This is a genomic window from Streptomyces sp. NPDC093097, assembly GCF_044754325.1.
In the GTDB taxonomy this organism is placed as follows: domain Bacteria; phylum Actinomycetota; class Actinomycetes; order Streptomycetales; family Streptomycetaceae; genus Streptomyces.
Genome location: NZ_JBIVOW010000022.1, coordinates 35,479 through 49,371, shown reverse-complemented (window position 1 = coordinate 49,371; position 13,893 = coordinate 35,479). Strand labels below are relative to the sequence as shown.

At 73.2% G+C, this 13,893-nt stretch carries 9 protein-coding genes; all 9 read right to left on the bottom strand.

Annotated elements, in window-relative coordinates:
- Positions 1–65 precede the first annotated feature (65 nt).
- Complete coding sequence (locus ACIQE0_RS30395) at positions 66–1,220, bottom strand: helix-turn-helix transcriptional regulator (protein WP_402338298.1); 1,155 nt, start codon at positions 1,218–1,220, stop codon at positions 66–68.
- Positions 1,221–1,425: 205 nt separating this feature from the next.
- Positions 1,426–4,101, bottom strand: a complete 2,676-nt coding sequence (gene aceE, locus ACIQE0_RS30390) for a pyruvate dehydrogenase (acetyl-transferring), homodimeric type (RefSeq protein WP_402338295.1) — start codon at positions 4,099–4,101, stop codon at positions 1,426–1,428.
- Between the two features lie 315 nt (positions 4,102–4,416).
- Positions 4,417–5,040 carry a GntR family transcriptional regulator gene (locus ACIQE0_RS30385; protein WP_366331892.1) on the bottom strand — a complete coding sequence of 208 codons (624 nt, stop codon included), beginning with the start codon at positions 5,038–5,040 and terminating at the stop codon, positions 4,417–4,419.
- Between the two features lie 253 nt (positions 5,041–5,293).
- Positions 5,294–7,036 (bottom strand): 2-oxoglutarate dehydrogenase, E2 component, dihydrolipoamide succinyltransferase, encoded by a 1,743-nt coding sequence (gene sucB, locus ACIQE0_RS30380; protein WP_402338291.1) that lies wholly within the window; start codon positions 7,034–7,036, stop codon positions 5,294–5,296.
- A 53-nt stretch (positions 7,037–7,089) separates the two neighbouring features.
- Complete coding sequence (lpdA, locus tag ACIQE0_RS30375; RefSeq protein WP_366331890.1) at positions 7,090–8,478, bottom strand: dihydrolipoyl dehydrogenase; 1,389 nt, start codon at positions 8,476–8,478, stop codon at positions 7,090–7,092.
- 304 nt (positions 8,479–8,782) lie between these two features.
- Positions 8,783–10,327, bottom strand: a complete 1,545-nt coding sequence (locus ACIQE0_RS30370) for a leucyl aminopeptidase (protein ID WP_402338288.1) — start codon at positions 10,325–10,327, stop codon at positions 8,783–8,785.
- Positions 10,328–10,513: 186 nt separating this feature from the next.
- A complete protein-coding gene (locus ACIQE0_RS30365; RefSeq protein ID WP_402338285.1) occupies positions 10,514–11,323 on the bottom strand; it encodes an adenosylcobinamide-GDP ribazoletransferase in 810 nt (269 codons plus the stop codon).
- 52 nt (positions 11,324–11,375) lie between these two features.
- Complete coding sequence (locus ACIQE0_RS30360) at positions 11,376–12,107, bottom strand: hypothetical protein (protein WP_402338282.1); 732 nt, start codon at positions 12,105–12,107, stop codon at positions 11,376–11,378.
- Positions 12,104–13,855, bottom strand: a complete 1,752-nt coding sequence (locus tag ACIQE0_RS30355; protein WP_402338279.1) for a phosphatidylglycerol lysyltransferase domain-containing protein — start codon at positions 13,853–13,855, stop codon at positions 12,104–12,106. Before ACIQE0_RS30355 ends, ACIQE0_RS30360 begins: the two co-directional genes overlap by 4 nt.
- Positions 13,856–13,893 lie beyond the last annotated feature (38 nt).

Here is a 13,893-nt window from a genome sequence, read left to right as displayed (position 1 = left end):
GTCCGGCACGTCGAGAGCACGCACCGGACGCCGCTCCCTGACGGGCAAACGTGCCCGCCGCGGCACTAGCCCTCCGGCGCTGGCTCCTCGGCGGGGGAGTAGAGCGCGGCGGCGCTCCGGGCGGCCGTCGCGAACCGCTCCCGCAGCCCGGAGGGCGCCAGCACCTCGCCCTCCGGGCCGAGCCCCAGCAGTTGGGCGTAGGCGACCTCCTCGGACTCCACGGCGAGGGTGACCGTCAGCCGGCCCCGCTCGTCGGGGCCGCCCCCGGCCATCGCGTGCTCGACGGCCTCCCGGGCGGCGGCCGGCTCGGTGACGTAGGGCAGTTGCCGGACGCCTCGGGGGGTGAGCCGGACCACCGCCTCCTCGCGCAGCAGCGAGCGCTCGAACTGCGCGGCCCGCTCGGCCCAGAACGCCGGCAGGTCGAACTCCGGGTCGCGGACGAAGCGCCCGGCGCCCGCGGCGCTGCGGACCGCCGCGCCGCCGCGCCCGCCGGCCACCGGAGCGCTCGGCTCCGTCGGAAGAAGCGGCGCGGCCGCGGTGAACCGGTCGACGCGGTAGACCCGGAAGCCGGTCCGGTGCCCGTCACCGCTCACGTCACCGCCGGGGGCCGCCCCAGAACCGGCCGCCGACGGGGCCGGCTCGTCCCGCCGCTCGGACGCGGCCCGGGCCGCCAAGTACCAGACGCCCGCCTTCAGTACGAGGCCGTACGGCTCCAGCTCGCGGACCACCGCGCGGTCCGCCCGGAGATAGCGGACCGTCAGCCGGCGGTCGTCCCACACCGCGTCGGCGATCACCGGCAGCAGCTCGGGCGTCTCGGGGGCGTGGTACCAGCGCGGCGCGTCCAGATGGAACCGCTGGGCGGCGCCCGACGCCGCGTCCCGCAGCTCCGGCAGCAGCGCGGCGGACACCTTCAGCCGGGCCGCCGAGGCGGCGTCGGCCAGGCCCATCTCCCGCAGCGCGGAGGGCACTCCGGACAGGAAGAGCGCCTCCGCCTCGCCGCGGGCGAGCCCGGTCAGCCGGGTGCGGTACCCGCCTATGAGGCGGTAGCCCCCGGCCCGGCCGCGGTCCGCGTACACGGGCACCCCGGCCTCCGAGAGCGAGAGCACGTCCCGGGCGACCGTGCGCTCCGAGACCTCCAGCTCCCGCGCCAGCTCGCCGGCCGTCATCGAGGGCCGGGACTGGAGCAGCAACACCATTCTGATCAGCCGTGCGGCACGCATGCATCCATCATGCGGGGCACCACTGACAACGCCCCGAAAACGCGGGACGGGGAGAAAGGGATCCCGTGCGAAGACCCCGGGCGCGGTGGGTGGTCTCCGCACGGGAGCGGGTGGGCGGGCGGCGTCCGGTGTCGGCCGGTACCGCCCGCGTCGTGGGGGCCCGCCGGCCGGCGCGGCCCTGCCGCGCGGCCCTGCGGGCCCGGCCTCACAGCCCGTAGCGCTCGCGGGCCTCCTTGACCGTCTCGGGCTTGACGTCCCCGCGCCGGGCGAGGGCCGCCAGCGCCTGGACGACCACCGACTGCGGGTCGACGCCGAAGTGGCGGCGGGCCGCGTCACGGGTGTCGGACAGGCCGAAGCCGTCCGTCCCGATGGAGGTCCAGTCCTGCTCGACCCACGGGGCGATCTGGTCCGGGACCGCCCGCATCCAGTCGCTCACCGCGACGACCGGGCCGGGCGCACCGGCCAGCGCACGGGTGACGTACGGGACCCGGTCCTCGCCCTCCAGACGGGCCGCGTCGCACTCCAGGGCGTCGCGGCGCAGCTCCGTCCAGGACGGCGCGGACCACACGTCCGCCGCAACTCCCCAGTCGGCGGCGAGCAGTTGCTGCGCCTGGAGGATCCAGTGGATCGCGGTGCCGGAGGCCAGCAGCTGGAGCCGCGGGACCTCGGCGCCCTCGGCGGCGGCGGCCTCCTTGAAGCGGTAGAGGCCCTTGAGAATGCCCTCCTCGACGCCCTCGGGCATCGCCGGCTGCACCTTGGTCTCGTTGTAGACCGTCAGGTAGTAGAAGACGTCCTCGGCGTCCGGGCCGTACATCCGGCGCAGACCCTCCTTGACGATCACCGCGACCTCGTAGGCGAACGCCGGGTCGTAGGAGAGCGCCGCCGGGTTGGTCGAGGCGATCAGGTGCGAGTGGCCGTCGGCGTGCTGGAGGCCCTCACCGGTCATCGTCGTCCGGCCCGCGGTGGCGCCGATCACGAAGCCGCGGCCCAGCTGGTCGGCGAGCGCCCAGAACTGGTCGGCGGTCCGCTGCCAGCCGAACATCGAGTAGAAGATGTAGAACGGGATCATCGGCTCGCCGTGCGTCGCGTACGACGTCGCGGCGGCGGTGAAGTCGGCCAGCGAACCGGCCTCGGTGATGCCCTCGTTGAGGATCTGGCCGTTCTTGGCCTCCTTGTACCAGAGCAGCTGGTCCCGGTCGACCGGGTCGTAGGTCGCGCCCTTGGGGGAGTAGAGGCCGGCGGTCGGGAAGAGCGACTCCATGCCGAAGGTGCGGGCCTCGTCCGGGACGATCGGGACCCAGCGCTTGCCGGTCTCCTTGTCCCGCATCAGGTCCTTGACGAGCCGGACGAACGCCATGGTGGTGGCGATCTCCTGGCTGCCCGAGCCCTTCTTCAACGCGTCGAACGCCTTGTCCGCGGGGAGCGGCAGCGGCTTGGCCGCGACCTTGCGGGCCGGCGCCGGGCCGTCCAGGGCGGCGCGCCGGGTGCGCAGGTACTGCATCTCCGGGGAGTCCTCGGCCGGGCGCCGGTACGGCACCAGGTCGCCCTCCAGCGCGCTGTCCGGGATGGGGAGTTCGAGCAGGTCCCGCATGGTGCGGAACTCCGCCATCGTCAGCTTCTTCATCTGGTGGTTGGCGTTGCGGGACTCGAAGCCCGTGCCGAGGGTGTAGCCCTTGACGGTCTGCGCCAGGATCACCGTCGGCGCGCCCTTGTGCTCGACGGCGGCCTGGTACGCGGCGTACACCTTGCGCGGCTCGTGGCCGGCGCGGGAGGTCTGGAACAGCTCCAGCAGCGTGGTGTCGGAGAGCCGCGCGCCGAGCGCCTTGAGGGCGTCGCTCGCACCGAAGAAGTGCTCGCGCAGATAGGCGGCGTCCCGGGTGGCGTACGTCTGGAACTGCGCGTCGGGGGTCTCGCGCAGGCGCTGGACGAGCACGCCGTCGGTGTCGAGCGCGAAGACCTCGTCCCACGCCCGGCCCCACAGCGCCTTGACGACGTTCCAGCCGGCGGCGCGGAACTGGGCCTCCAGCTCCTGCACGATCTTGTAGTTGGGGCGGACCGGGCCGTCCAGGCGCTGGAGGTTGCAGTTGATGACGAAGGTCAGGTTGTCCAGGCCCTCGCGGCCGGCCAGCGCCAGTGCGGCGGTCGACTCCGGCTCGTCCATCTCGCCGTCGCCCAGGAAGGCCCAGACGTGCGAGTTGCCGGTGTCCTTGATGCCGCGGTGCTCCAGGTAGCGGTTGAAGCGCGCCTGGTAGATCGCGGAGAGCGGGCCCAGCCCCATCGAGACGGTGGGGAACTCCCACAGCCAGGGCAGCCGCCGCGGGTGCGGGTACGAGGGCAGGCCCTCGCCGCCGGCCTCCTGGCGGAAGTGGTCGAGCTGCTCCTCGGTGAGCCGGCCCTCGAGGAAGGCGCGGGCGTAGATGCCGGGGGAGGCGTGGCCCTGGATGTAGAGCTGGTCGCCGGAGCCGTCGCCCTCCTTGCCGCGGAAGAAGTGCTGGAAGCCGGTCTCGTAGAGCCAGGCCGCCGAGGCGAAGGTGGCGATGTGGCCGCCCAGGCCCAGCCGGGAGCCGCGGGTGACCATGGCCGCCGCGTTCCAGCGGTTCCAGGCGGTGATCCGGGCCTCCAGGGCCTCGTCACCGGGGTACGCCGGCTCGGCGGAGGTCGGGATGGTGTTGACGTAGTCCGTCTCCAGCAGGGAGGGCAGGTCGGTGCCCTCGGTGCGCGCGGCGTGCTCCAGGGCGCGGCGCATCAGGTACGCGGCGCGGTGCGGCCCCGCCTGCTCGGCGACGGCGTCCAGCGACTCGCGCCACTCGGCCGTCTCCTCGGGATCACGGTCCGGGAGCTGGTCGAGCTGGCTGTACGGCAGACGCACGGGATCGGGCATGGGTGGCCCCTTTCCGGACGGGTGGAGATGCGAGTTCGGCAGGCGTTGGGCAGGCAGGGGTATCGGCCCCGGTCATCGACGATAACGCTCCGATCGATGATCGATCAACGTCGTCTGGAGGAAAAACCGCAGGTCGGCACGGGGTGCCGCAATTCGGGGCACGCCGTGCCAGCTCCGGAGCCTCCCTCCGTTACGCTGCGGAGCCCGCCCGGTACGTCCCGGAGCCGGCGGCCCTTCGGCCCCTCGCCGCGGCACGGCGAAGCGGCCCCGCGGAACACCCGCGAGGCCGCTTCGGCGACGTCTTTCCCGCCCCGCTCAGACCCGCGGCGCGCAGCTCAGCACATGCGCCTTCAGCAGCGCGCCGATCCGCGGGTCGCGCCGCCGGAACGCGTCCACCAACTCCTGGTGGTCCTGGGCGTGCGAGCGCGGCTCCGGGCTGAACCAGCGGATCGACAGCGTCGTCCAGACCTCCACGCCCAGCGACTCCCAGGTGTGCAGCAGCACGGCGTTCCGGGCCGCCCGCACGATCTCCCGGTGGAAGGCCACGGTGTGCCGCACCTGCGCCTCGCCGTCGCCGGCCGCGTCCGCCTCCCGCAGCGCCGCCACCTCGCGCTCCAGCGCCGCGGTGTCCTCCGCCAGCCGGCCCGCCGCCAGCTCCGCGGCCACCTGCTCCAGCCCCGCCCGGACCGGGTAGCTCTCCTTGAGGTCGTCCGCGGTGAGGTTGCGCACCCGGACGCCCTTGTTCGGCGCCGACTCGATCAGCTGGAGCGACTCCAGCTCCCGCAGCGCCTCCCGGACGGGCGTCTGGCTCACCTCCAGCTCCACCGCGATCCGCCGCTCGACGATCCGCTCGCCCGGCTGCCAGCGGCCGCTGACGATCCCCTCAAGGATGTGCTCGCGGATCTGTTCGCGCAGCGAGTGGACGACGGGCGGGGTCATGACGTGCTCCTTCAGAGCGGGTGGGCCCGCAGGGGGCGGTGCGGGGCCATTATTCCCGGATACGGACGCGCGAAAGGGCCGGCCCCGGCTCGTCGGAACGAGTCGGGGCCGGCCCCTTTCGCAACTACCGTTTCCCCAGGGGGAGTCGGGGCTGCCGTGGTCCTTGCTCACTGGGTGAGCGAGCGCGACCGTCGGATCACAAGACCGATCTCGGTCCCGTTGCGATCCTCGCTCACGCCGGGGGCACGAGCGCTCAGAGACCGATCTCGGTCTCGAACTCCGCGGCCTCCAGGATCTGCTTGACCGTGGTCAGGTAGCGGGCCGCGTCGGCGCCGTCCACCAGACGGTGGTCGTAGGAGAGCGACAGGTACGTCATGTTGCGCACCGCGATGGTCTCGCCCAGCTCCGGGTGGTCGATGACGACCGGACGCTTGACGGTGGCGCCGATGCCCAGGATGGCGACCTGGTTCGGCGGCACGATGACGGTGTCGAACAGGGCGCCGCGCGAACCGGTGTTGCTGATGGTGAAGGTCGCGCCGGACAGCTCGTCCGGGGTGATCTTGCTGGCCCGGACCTTGCCCGCCAGCTCCGCCGTCTTACGGGCGATGCCGGCGATGTTCAGGTCACCCGCGCCCTTGATGACCGGGGTCATCAGGCCCTTCTCCGCGTCCACCGCGATACCGACGTTCTCGGTGTCGAAGTAGGTGATGGTGCCCTCGGCCTCGTTGATCCGGGCGTTGATGACCGGGTGGGCCTTCAGCGCCTGGACAGCGGCCTTGACGAAGAACGGCATCGGGGAGAGCTTGGCGCCCTCACGCTGCGCGAAGGCGTCCTTGGCGCGGTTGCGCATCCGCATGATCGCGGTGATGTCCACCTCGACCACGGAGGTCAGCTGCGCCTGGCTGTGCAGGGCCTTCATCATGTTGTCGCCGATGACCTTGCGCATCCGCGGCATCTTGACGGTCTGGCCGCGCAGCGGCGAGACCTCCAGGACCGGGGCCTTGGACGGCGCGGCAGCGGCGACCGGGGCGGCCGGGGCGGCCGGGGCCGGCACGGCGGCCTTGAGGGCCTCGGCGGCGGCGAGGACGTCCTGCTTGCGGATCCGGCCACCGACACCGGTGCCCTTGACCGTGGCGAGGTTGACGCCGCTCTCGGCCGCGAGCTTGCGGACCAGCGGGGTCACGTACGCGCCGTCCGCCTCACCGGCCGCCGGGGCGGGGGTGACGGGGGCGGGCGCGACCGGAGCCGGGGCCGGAGCCGGCGCGGGGGCCGGAGCCGGGGCAGCGACCGGAGCCGGGGCCGGGGCCGGGGCGGGGGCCGGAGCGGGCGCCGGGGCGGGCGCGGGCGCGGCGGCCGGAGCCGGGGCGGCCGGGGCAGCGGCCGGAGCCGCACCCTTGGCGCCGATCACCGCGAGCTTGGCGCCGACCTCGGCGGTCTCGTCCTCGGCCACGAGGATCTCCAGCAGGGTGCCGGAGGTCGGGGCCGGGATCTCGGTGTCGACCTTGTCGGTGGACACCTCCAGCAGCGGCTCGTCCTCGGAGACCTCCTCGCCGACCTCCTTCAGCCAGCGGGTGACGGTGCCCTCGGTGACGCTCTCGCCGAGCGCCGGGAGGAGCACCTCGGTGCCCTCGGCACCGCCCGCGGGGGCGGCGGCGGGGGCCGGGGCCTCGGCCACGGGGGCCGGGGCGGGCTCGGGCTGCGCGGCCGGGGCCGGAGCCTCGGCGGCGGCCGGAGCCGGGGCAGCGGCGGGGGCGCCGGTGCCGTCGTCGATGATGGCCAGCTCGGCGCCGACCTCAACGGTCTCGTCCTCGGCCACCTTGATGGAGGCCAGCACACCGGAGGTCGGGGCCGGGATCTCGGTGTCGACCTTGTCGGTCGACACCTCCAGCAGCGGCTCGTCGGCCTCGACGCGCTCGCCCTCGGCCTTCAGCCAGCGGGTGACGGTGCCCTCGGTGACGCTCTCGCCGAGCGCCGGCAGGGTTACGGAAACCGCCATGGTTTCAGTTGCTCCTATCGCAAGTACGGATGTGGTCGCGCCCGGAACGGGAATCAGTCGTGGGAGTGGAGGGGCTTGCCGGCCAGGGCCAGGTGGGCCTCGCCGAGCGCCTCGTTCTGCGTCGGGTGCGCGTGGATGAGCTGCGCAACCTCGGCCGGCAGGGCCTCCCAGTTGTAGACCAGCTGGGCCTCGCCGACCTGCTCGCCCATACGGTCACCGACCATGTGGACGCCGACCACGGCGCCGTCCTTGACCTGGACGAGCTTGATCTCGCCGGCGGTCTTGAGGATCTTGCTCTTGCCGTTGCCCGCAAGGTTGTACTTCAGCGCCACGACCTTGTCCGCGCCGTACAGCTCCTTGGCCTTGGCCTCGGTGATGCCCACCGACGCGACCTCGGGGTGGCAGTACGTGACGCGGGGGACGCCGTCGTAGTCGATCGGGACGACCTTCTGGCCGGCCAGTCGCTCCGCCACCAGCATGCCCTCGGCGAAGCCGACGTGCGCGAGCTGGAGGGTCGGGACGAGGTCGCCGACGGCCGAGACGGTCGGCACGTTGGTCTGCATGTACTCGTCGACCAGGACGTAGCCGCGGTCCATCGCGACGCCCTGCTCCTCGTAGCCCAGACCGGCGGAGACCGGGCCGCGGCCGATGGCGACCAGCAGCACCTCGGCCTCGAAGGTCTTGCCGTCGGCGAGGGTGACCTTGACGCCGTCGGCGGTGTACTCGGCCTTGTCGAAGAAGGTGCCGAGGTTGAACTTGATGCCCCGCTTGCGGAAGGCCCGCTCCAGCAGCTTGGAGCTGTTCTCGTCCTCGACCGGGACGAGGTGCTTGAGGCCCTCGACGACGGTGACGTCGGTGCCGAAGGACTTCCACGCCGAGGCGAACTCGACGCCGATCACGCCGCCGCCCAGGATGATCGCCGACTTCGGGACGCGGTCCAGCGTGAGCGCGTGGTCCGAGGAGATGATGCGGTTGCCGTCGATCTCCAGGCCCGGCAGCGACTTCGGCACGGAGCCGGTCGCGAGCAGGATGTGACGGCCCTCGACCTGCCGGCCGTCGACCGCGACGGAGGTCGGCGAGGACAGCCGGCCCTCACCCTCGATGTAGGTCACCTTGCGGGAGGCGATCAGACCCTGCAGGCCCTTGTACAGGCCCGAGATGACCTCGTCCTTGTACTTGTGGACCGCGTCGATGTCGATGCCCTCGAAGGTGGCCTTGACACCGAACTGCTCGGCCTCACGGGCCTGGTCCGCGATCTCACCGGCGTGCAGCAGTGCCTTCGTGGGGATGCAGCCGTTGTGCAGGCAGGTGCCGCCGACCTTGCCCTTCTCGATCAGGGCGACGTCCAGACCCAGCTGGGCCCCGCGCAGGGCGGCCGCGTAGCCGCCGCTACCGCCTCCGAGGATCACTAGGTCGAAAACGGTGCTGGCGTCGTTCGCCACGTCACGTCCTCCATGCATGGGTGCGCCGGAACCGGTCTTCGATGACCGGACCGCGGCTGTCGTTCGGCCGCTTTAACTCGGCCCTGGGTAAGGGGGGCCCTGTCCTGCCGAGAACCCATCTTCGCACTTGTTCAACGAAGGCGGGACGCGGGGCCGGACTCGGGGCGGTCGATCAGCCACTCGAGCTGGGGTACCTGTCCATACTCACGTGCGGATTTCGTTGAGGGCGAACACGCGGTGGCCGGCACCGGCGGCCCCGGGCGGCTGCCCGGGGCCGTACCGGCGCGACGGACCGGGGCCGCGGTCAGCCCAGCTCACCCTCGGCGGTGAGCTCGGCCAGCCGCACCAGGGTGCGCACCGCGGAGCCGGTGCCGCCCTTGGGGGTGTAGCCCCAGGGCGCGCCCTCGTGGAAGGCCGGGCCGGCGATGTCCAGGTGGGCCCAGGTGATGCCCTCGCCGACGAACTCCTCCAGGAAGAGGCCGGCGACCAGGCCGCCGCCCATCCGCTCGCCCATGTTGGCGATGTCGGCGACCGGGGAGTCCATGCCCTTGCGCAGGTGGGAGGGCATCGGCATCGGCCAGGAGTCCTCGCCGACCTCCTCGGCGATCTCGTGGATCGCGGCGCGGAAGGCGTCGTCGTTCGCCATGATCCCGAAGTGGCGGTGGCCCAGGGCCAGCACCATCGCGCCGGTCAGCGTCGCCACGTCCACGATCGCGTCCGGCTCCTCCTCGGAGGCCCGGGTCAGCGCGTCGGCCAGGACCAGCCGGCCCTCGGCGTCGGTGTTGAGCACCTCGACGGTCTTGCCGCTGTACATCGTCAGGACGTCGCCGGGGCGGGTGGCGTTGCCCGAGGGCATGTTCTCGGCGAGCGCCAGCCAGCCGGTGACGTTCACCGGGAGGTCCAGGCGGGCGGCGGCCACCACCGTGGCGAAGACCGCGGCGGCGCCGCTCATGTCGCACTTCATGGTCTCGTTGTGGCCGGCCGGCTTGAGCGAGATGCCGCCCGAGTCGTAGGTGATGCCCTTGCCGACCAGCGCCAGCGTCTGCTCGGCGTCGGCGTGCGTGTGCGCGATCCGCACCAGCCGCGGCGGCGCCTCCGAGCCCTGGCCGACGCCCATCAGGCCGCCGTAGCCGCCCTTCTTGAGCGCCTTCTCGTCCAGCACCTCGACGGTGAGGCCGAACTCCTTGGCGGCGGCCTGCGCCTGCGCCGCGAACTCCTTGGGGTCCAGGGCGTTGGAGGGCATGTTGATCAGGTCGCGGGCGCGGTTCATCTCCGCGGCCACCACCTCGGCGCGCTCCGCGGCGGCCTTGAACTCCTTGTCCCGCGGCTTGCCGCCGAGGATCGCGACCTCGGCCAGCGGCGCCGACTTGGCGTCGTTCTTCCGGGCCTTGGCGCCCTTGCCGTTCTCGCCGTTGCTGCGGAACGCGGTGAAGGTGTACGAGCCCAGCAGCGCGCCCTCGCCCACCGCGGCGGCGGCCCAGGCGTCCGCCACCGGCAGTGCGAAGGCGGCCTTCTTGGAGCCGGTCAGCGTCCGGGCCGCGCTGCCCGCCGCGCGCCGCAGCGCCTCGTGCTCGTAGTCCTCGCCCTTGGCCGGCGCCTCGCCCAGGCCGACCGCCAGCACGACCGGCGCCTTGATGCCGTCGGCCGCCGGGAGCTTGGTCACCTCGCCCTCGGCACCACTCGCGCCGAGGGTCTCCAGCACGGCGGCGAGCTTGCCGCCGAACGCCTCGTCCACGGCCTCGGCGCCGGGTGCCACCACAGCGCCCTTGGCGCCCTTGGCCACGCCGACGACGACGGCATCCGCGCGCACCGTTGCGGCGGAAGAAGTACTGAGGGTCAGTGCAGTCACGGTGATGAAAGTCCTGTTCCGTCCGGGGATTCCGATTCGCGCGTACGCGCTGCTGCCGCTGAGCCTACGCGCGGCGGCGCCGCCTGGCCCGGGTGGTTACCACACCGGGACGTGACAGGTCGTCGGTCAATAGCGGACGTAGCGGTTAAATCCCCGCAAAAGGACGGGAATTGAGGGTCTGGTGGTTCAGCCGAGGGTGAGGAATACCAGTGCGGCGAGGCCCGCGCTCTCCGCCAGGGCGCCGAAGACATCGCCGGTCACCCCGCCGAACCGCCGCCGGCAGTGCCGCAGCAGCACCTCCCCGGCCGCCAGGCCCAGCAGCGCCGCCAGCCCCGAGTGCAGCGCGCCGGACGGGCCGCCGACGACCGCGCCGAGCGCCGCGCAGCCGGCCGCCACCAGCGCCGCGCAGCCCGCCGCCGCCGGCACCGGAACGGCTCCGGCGACCGCCGCGCCCAGACCCTCGGGACGGGCCGGGGGCACCCCCGCCCGGGAGGCCAGGGTCAGCGCCGCGCGGGCGGTGACCGCCGCGACCACCGCGCCGGCCGCGCCGGCCGCCCACCCCGCCGCGTACAGCCCGGACAGCGCGGCCACCTGGGCGAGCAGGGCGAACAGCAGGGTGATGACGCCGAACGGCCCGATGTCGGACCGCTTCATGATGCGCAGCGCCTCCTGTGCGGGCTTGCCGCTGCCCAGGCCGTCCGCGGTGTCCGCGAGCCCGTCCAGATGCAGGCCCCGGGTGAGCACGGCGGGCACCACGGCGCTGCCGGTCGCGGCCAGCAGCGGCCCGCCGCCGAGCAGCAGCACCGCCCCGCCCAGCGCCGCCGCGCACAGGCCGACCACCAGCCCGGCCACCGGCGCGCACAGCATCCCGCCGCGGGCCGCGGCCCGGTCCCAGCGGGTCACCCGTACCGGCAGCACGGTCAGCGTGCCGAAGGCGAAGCGGAGGCCGTCGAGGAGGGAGCGGGGGGAGCGGGGCGCGGGGGCGGTGTCGTTCACCGCGGCAGGGTACCCGGGGCGGCGGGCCGGGACGGCGCCGCGCCCGGGCCGCTCACCAGCGGAGGTCCCCGCCGCGCCAGCCGTACCGCACGCCGTACGGGGTGCGCGGCCGCCACCGGTCCCACACCACGCACACCGCCAACACCACCAGTACCGCGGCGACATGCTCCTTGCCCGCCAGGTTGTTCTTGATGAACGCCACCTCGACGACCATCGCGACGACCACCGCGACACAGGTCAGCCGGGCCCGGTAGCGCCAGCAGACCACCACCGCCAGGCCGACCACCGCCGCCGACGGACCGGTGTCGACCACGAACTTGTCGGCGTCCGGCAGCCCGATCGGGCTGTCCGGGCCGATCCACAGGCCGATCCGCGCGTACGTCGTCCCCGCCAGCGTGGCCGCGTAGGCGACCAGCAGCGTCTGCCACCGGCCCAGGCAGATCTCGGCGGCCCCGAAGACCACCAGGATCTGCACCAGCGCGCCCCACACCGGCAGGTCCAGCGCCGGGACGAACAGCGACAGCGGGGTCCGCAGCAGCGCCAGCCACAGGTGCTCGTACGCCTGCACCGAGCCGATGTTCTGTACGGTGTGCAGCCCCCAGGACTGCTTCTGGACGAGGTGGAGGGACGACGTCAGGCAGACCGCGGTCAGGGTCAGCGGGATCGCGCGCAGCCGGCGCACCGCCAGCGTCGACCGCACCGTCGTCAGGAGCGGGCCCCACTCGGCGCGCGCGGCGTGCCGCAGGGCGGCGGCCCCCCGCCGCGCCGCCCGGGGCCCGCTCACCTCACGTTCTCCAGATGCCTGCGGTTCAGCCACTTGGGCAGGCCCGGCGCTTCGAGGAACCCCTCGGCGCGGGCCGCGGCGATACCGATCCGCAGCACGTCGGTGCTCTTCTCGAAGAGCATGTACCGCGGCTCCCAGACCGGCCGGTACTTGGCGTTGGCGCGGTAGAGCGACTCGATCTGCCACCAGCGGGAGAAGAAGCCGAGCAGGGAGCGCCACAGCCGCAGCACCGGGCCCGCGCCCAGCCGCGACCCGCGCTCGAAGACGGAACGGAACATCGCGAAGTTCAGCGAGAGTTGCGTGATCCCCACCTCGTCCGCCCGCTGGATCAGCTCCAGCACCATGAACTCCATGAGTCCGTTGTCGGATTCCCGGTCCCGCCGCATCAAATCCAGCGACAGCCCCTTCGCGCCCCAGGGTGCGAAGCTCAGCAGCGCCCGCAACTCCCCTTCGGCGTCATGGCATTCGAGCATCACGCAGCGGCCGTCCGCCGGGTCGCCCAGCCGCCCCAGCGCCATCGAGAAGCCCCGTTCGGTGTCCCCGTCGCGCCAGTCGTCGGCCAGGCGCACCAACCGCGCCATCGCGTCGGCGGGGATGTCCTCGTGCCGCCGGATGCGGACCGTGTAACCGGCCCGCTGGACGCGGTGGTAGGCCTGCCGCACGGTGCGCATGGCCCGGCCGCTCAGGGTGAACTCCGCGGTCTCCACGATCGCCTCGTCGCCCAACTCCAGCGCGTCCAGCCCGTGCCGGGCGTAGATCGTGCCGCCCTCCTCGCTCGCGCCCATCACCGCGGGCGCCCAGCCGTGCTCCCGGGCCTCGGCCAGCCAGCGCTCGATCGCCCCCGGCCACGCCTCCGGATCGCCCAGCGGATCGGCCGACGCCAGCGACACCCCGCCGACCACCCGGTACGTCACCGCCGCCTTCCCGCTCGGCGAGAACACCACGCTCTTGTCCCGGCGCAGCGCGAAGTACCCCAGCGAGTCCCGGTCGCCGTGCCGGGCCAGCAGCCCGCGCAGCCGCTCCTCGTCGTCCGCGGTGATCGGGTCGGTGGTGCGCACGGACCGGAACGCCGCCCACAACACGGCCACCAGCAGCAGCGCGCTCAGCACGTTGATCGTGCCGTTGACCCAGTTCGGCGTGGCGATGCCGGGGAAGTCGGCGTCGTCGGGGGCCAGCGACACCAGCCGCAGCAGGCCGTACTGCCAGCGCTCGGCGAACGTCGAGGCGCCCGGGGCCGCTCCGTTGGTGACCGTCACCAGCAGCGCCGCCAGCACCGAGGTGACCAGCAGCCCGCCGACCGCGGTCAGCGCCGCCAGCTTGGGGTTGGCCCGGTCGCCCTTGGCGTAGAACTCCCGCCGGCCGGCGATCAGGGACCCGGTGAACAGCAGTGTCAGCGCCAGCGACACCCAGTTCTGCGCGTGCGTGCGGAACTCCGGGGCGAGCACCATCACCACGGCCACCAGGAGCAGGAAGGCCCCGGACAGCACCAGGTTCAAGATCCACGCCGCCCGTTTCCGCCGGCGCAGCGTCACCGCCAGGAACAGCGAGAAGGCGCCGGACGCGAACCCGGCGGTGAGCAGGTACGGCGTGAACAGGTCCTCGACGTTGTGGCGCCGGATGTCGTTGCCGAACGACACCCACACCGCCCCGAGGACGTTGACGAACGTGACGGCGCGCAGGTACCAGATGCCGAACGCGGCGCCGCGCCGCGCCCACCGGCCGCGAGGGTGGTCTTCCTCCGGACTCAAGCGATGTCTCCCGATAAAAACGTCCAAAACGCGATCTT

What these genes read in the sequence shown, in the direction of transcription:
- sucB (WP_402338291.1), bottom strand. Translation starts at nt 7,036, where the DNA reads ATGGCGGTTTCCGTAACCCTGCCGGCGCTCGGCGAGAGCGTCACCGAG.
- ACIQE0_RS30395 (WP_402338298.1), bottom strand. Translation starts at nt 1,220, where the DNA reads ATGCGTGCCGCACGGCTGATCAGAATGGTGTTGCTGCTCCAGTCCCGG.
- ACIQE0_RS30385 (WP_366331892.1), bottom strand. Translation starts at nt 5,040, where the DNA reads ATGACCCCGCCCGTCGTCCACTCGCTGCGCGAACAGATCCGCGAGCAC.
- aceE (WP_402338295.1), bottom strand. Translation starts at nt 4,101, where the DNA reads ATGCCCGATCCCGTGCGTCTGCCGTACAGCCAGCTCGACCAGCTCCCG.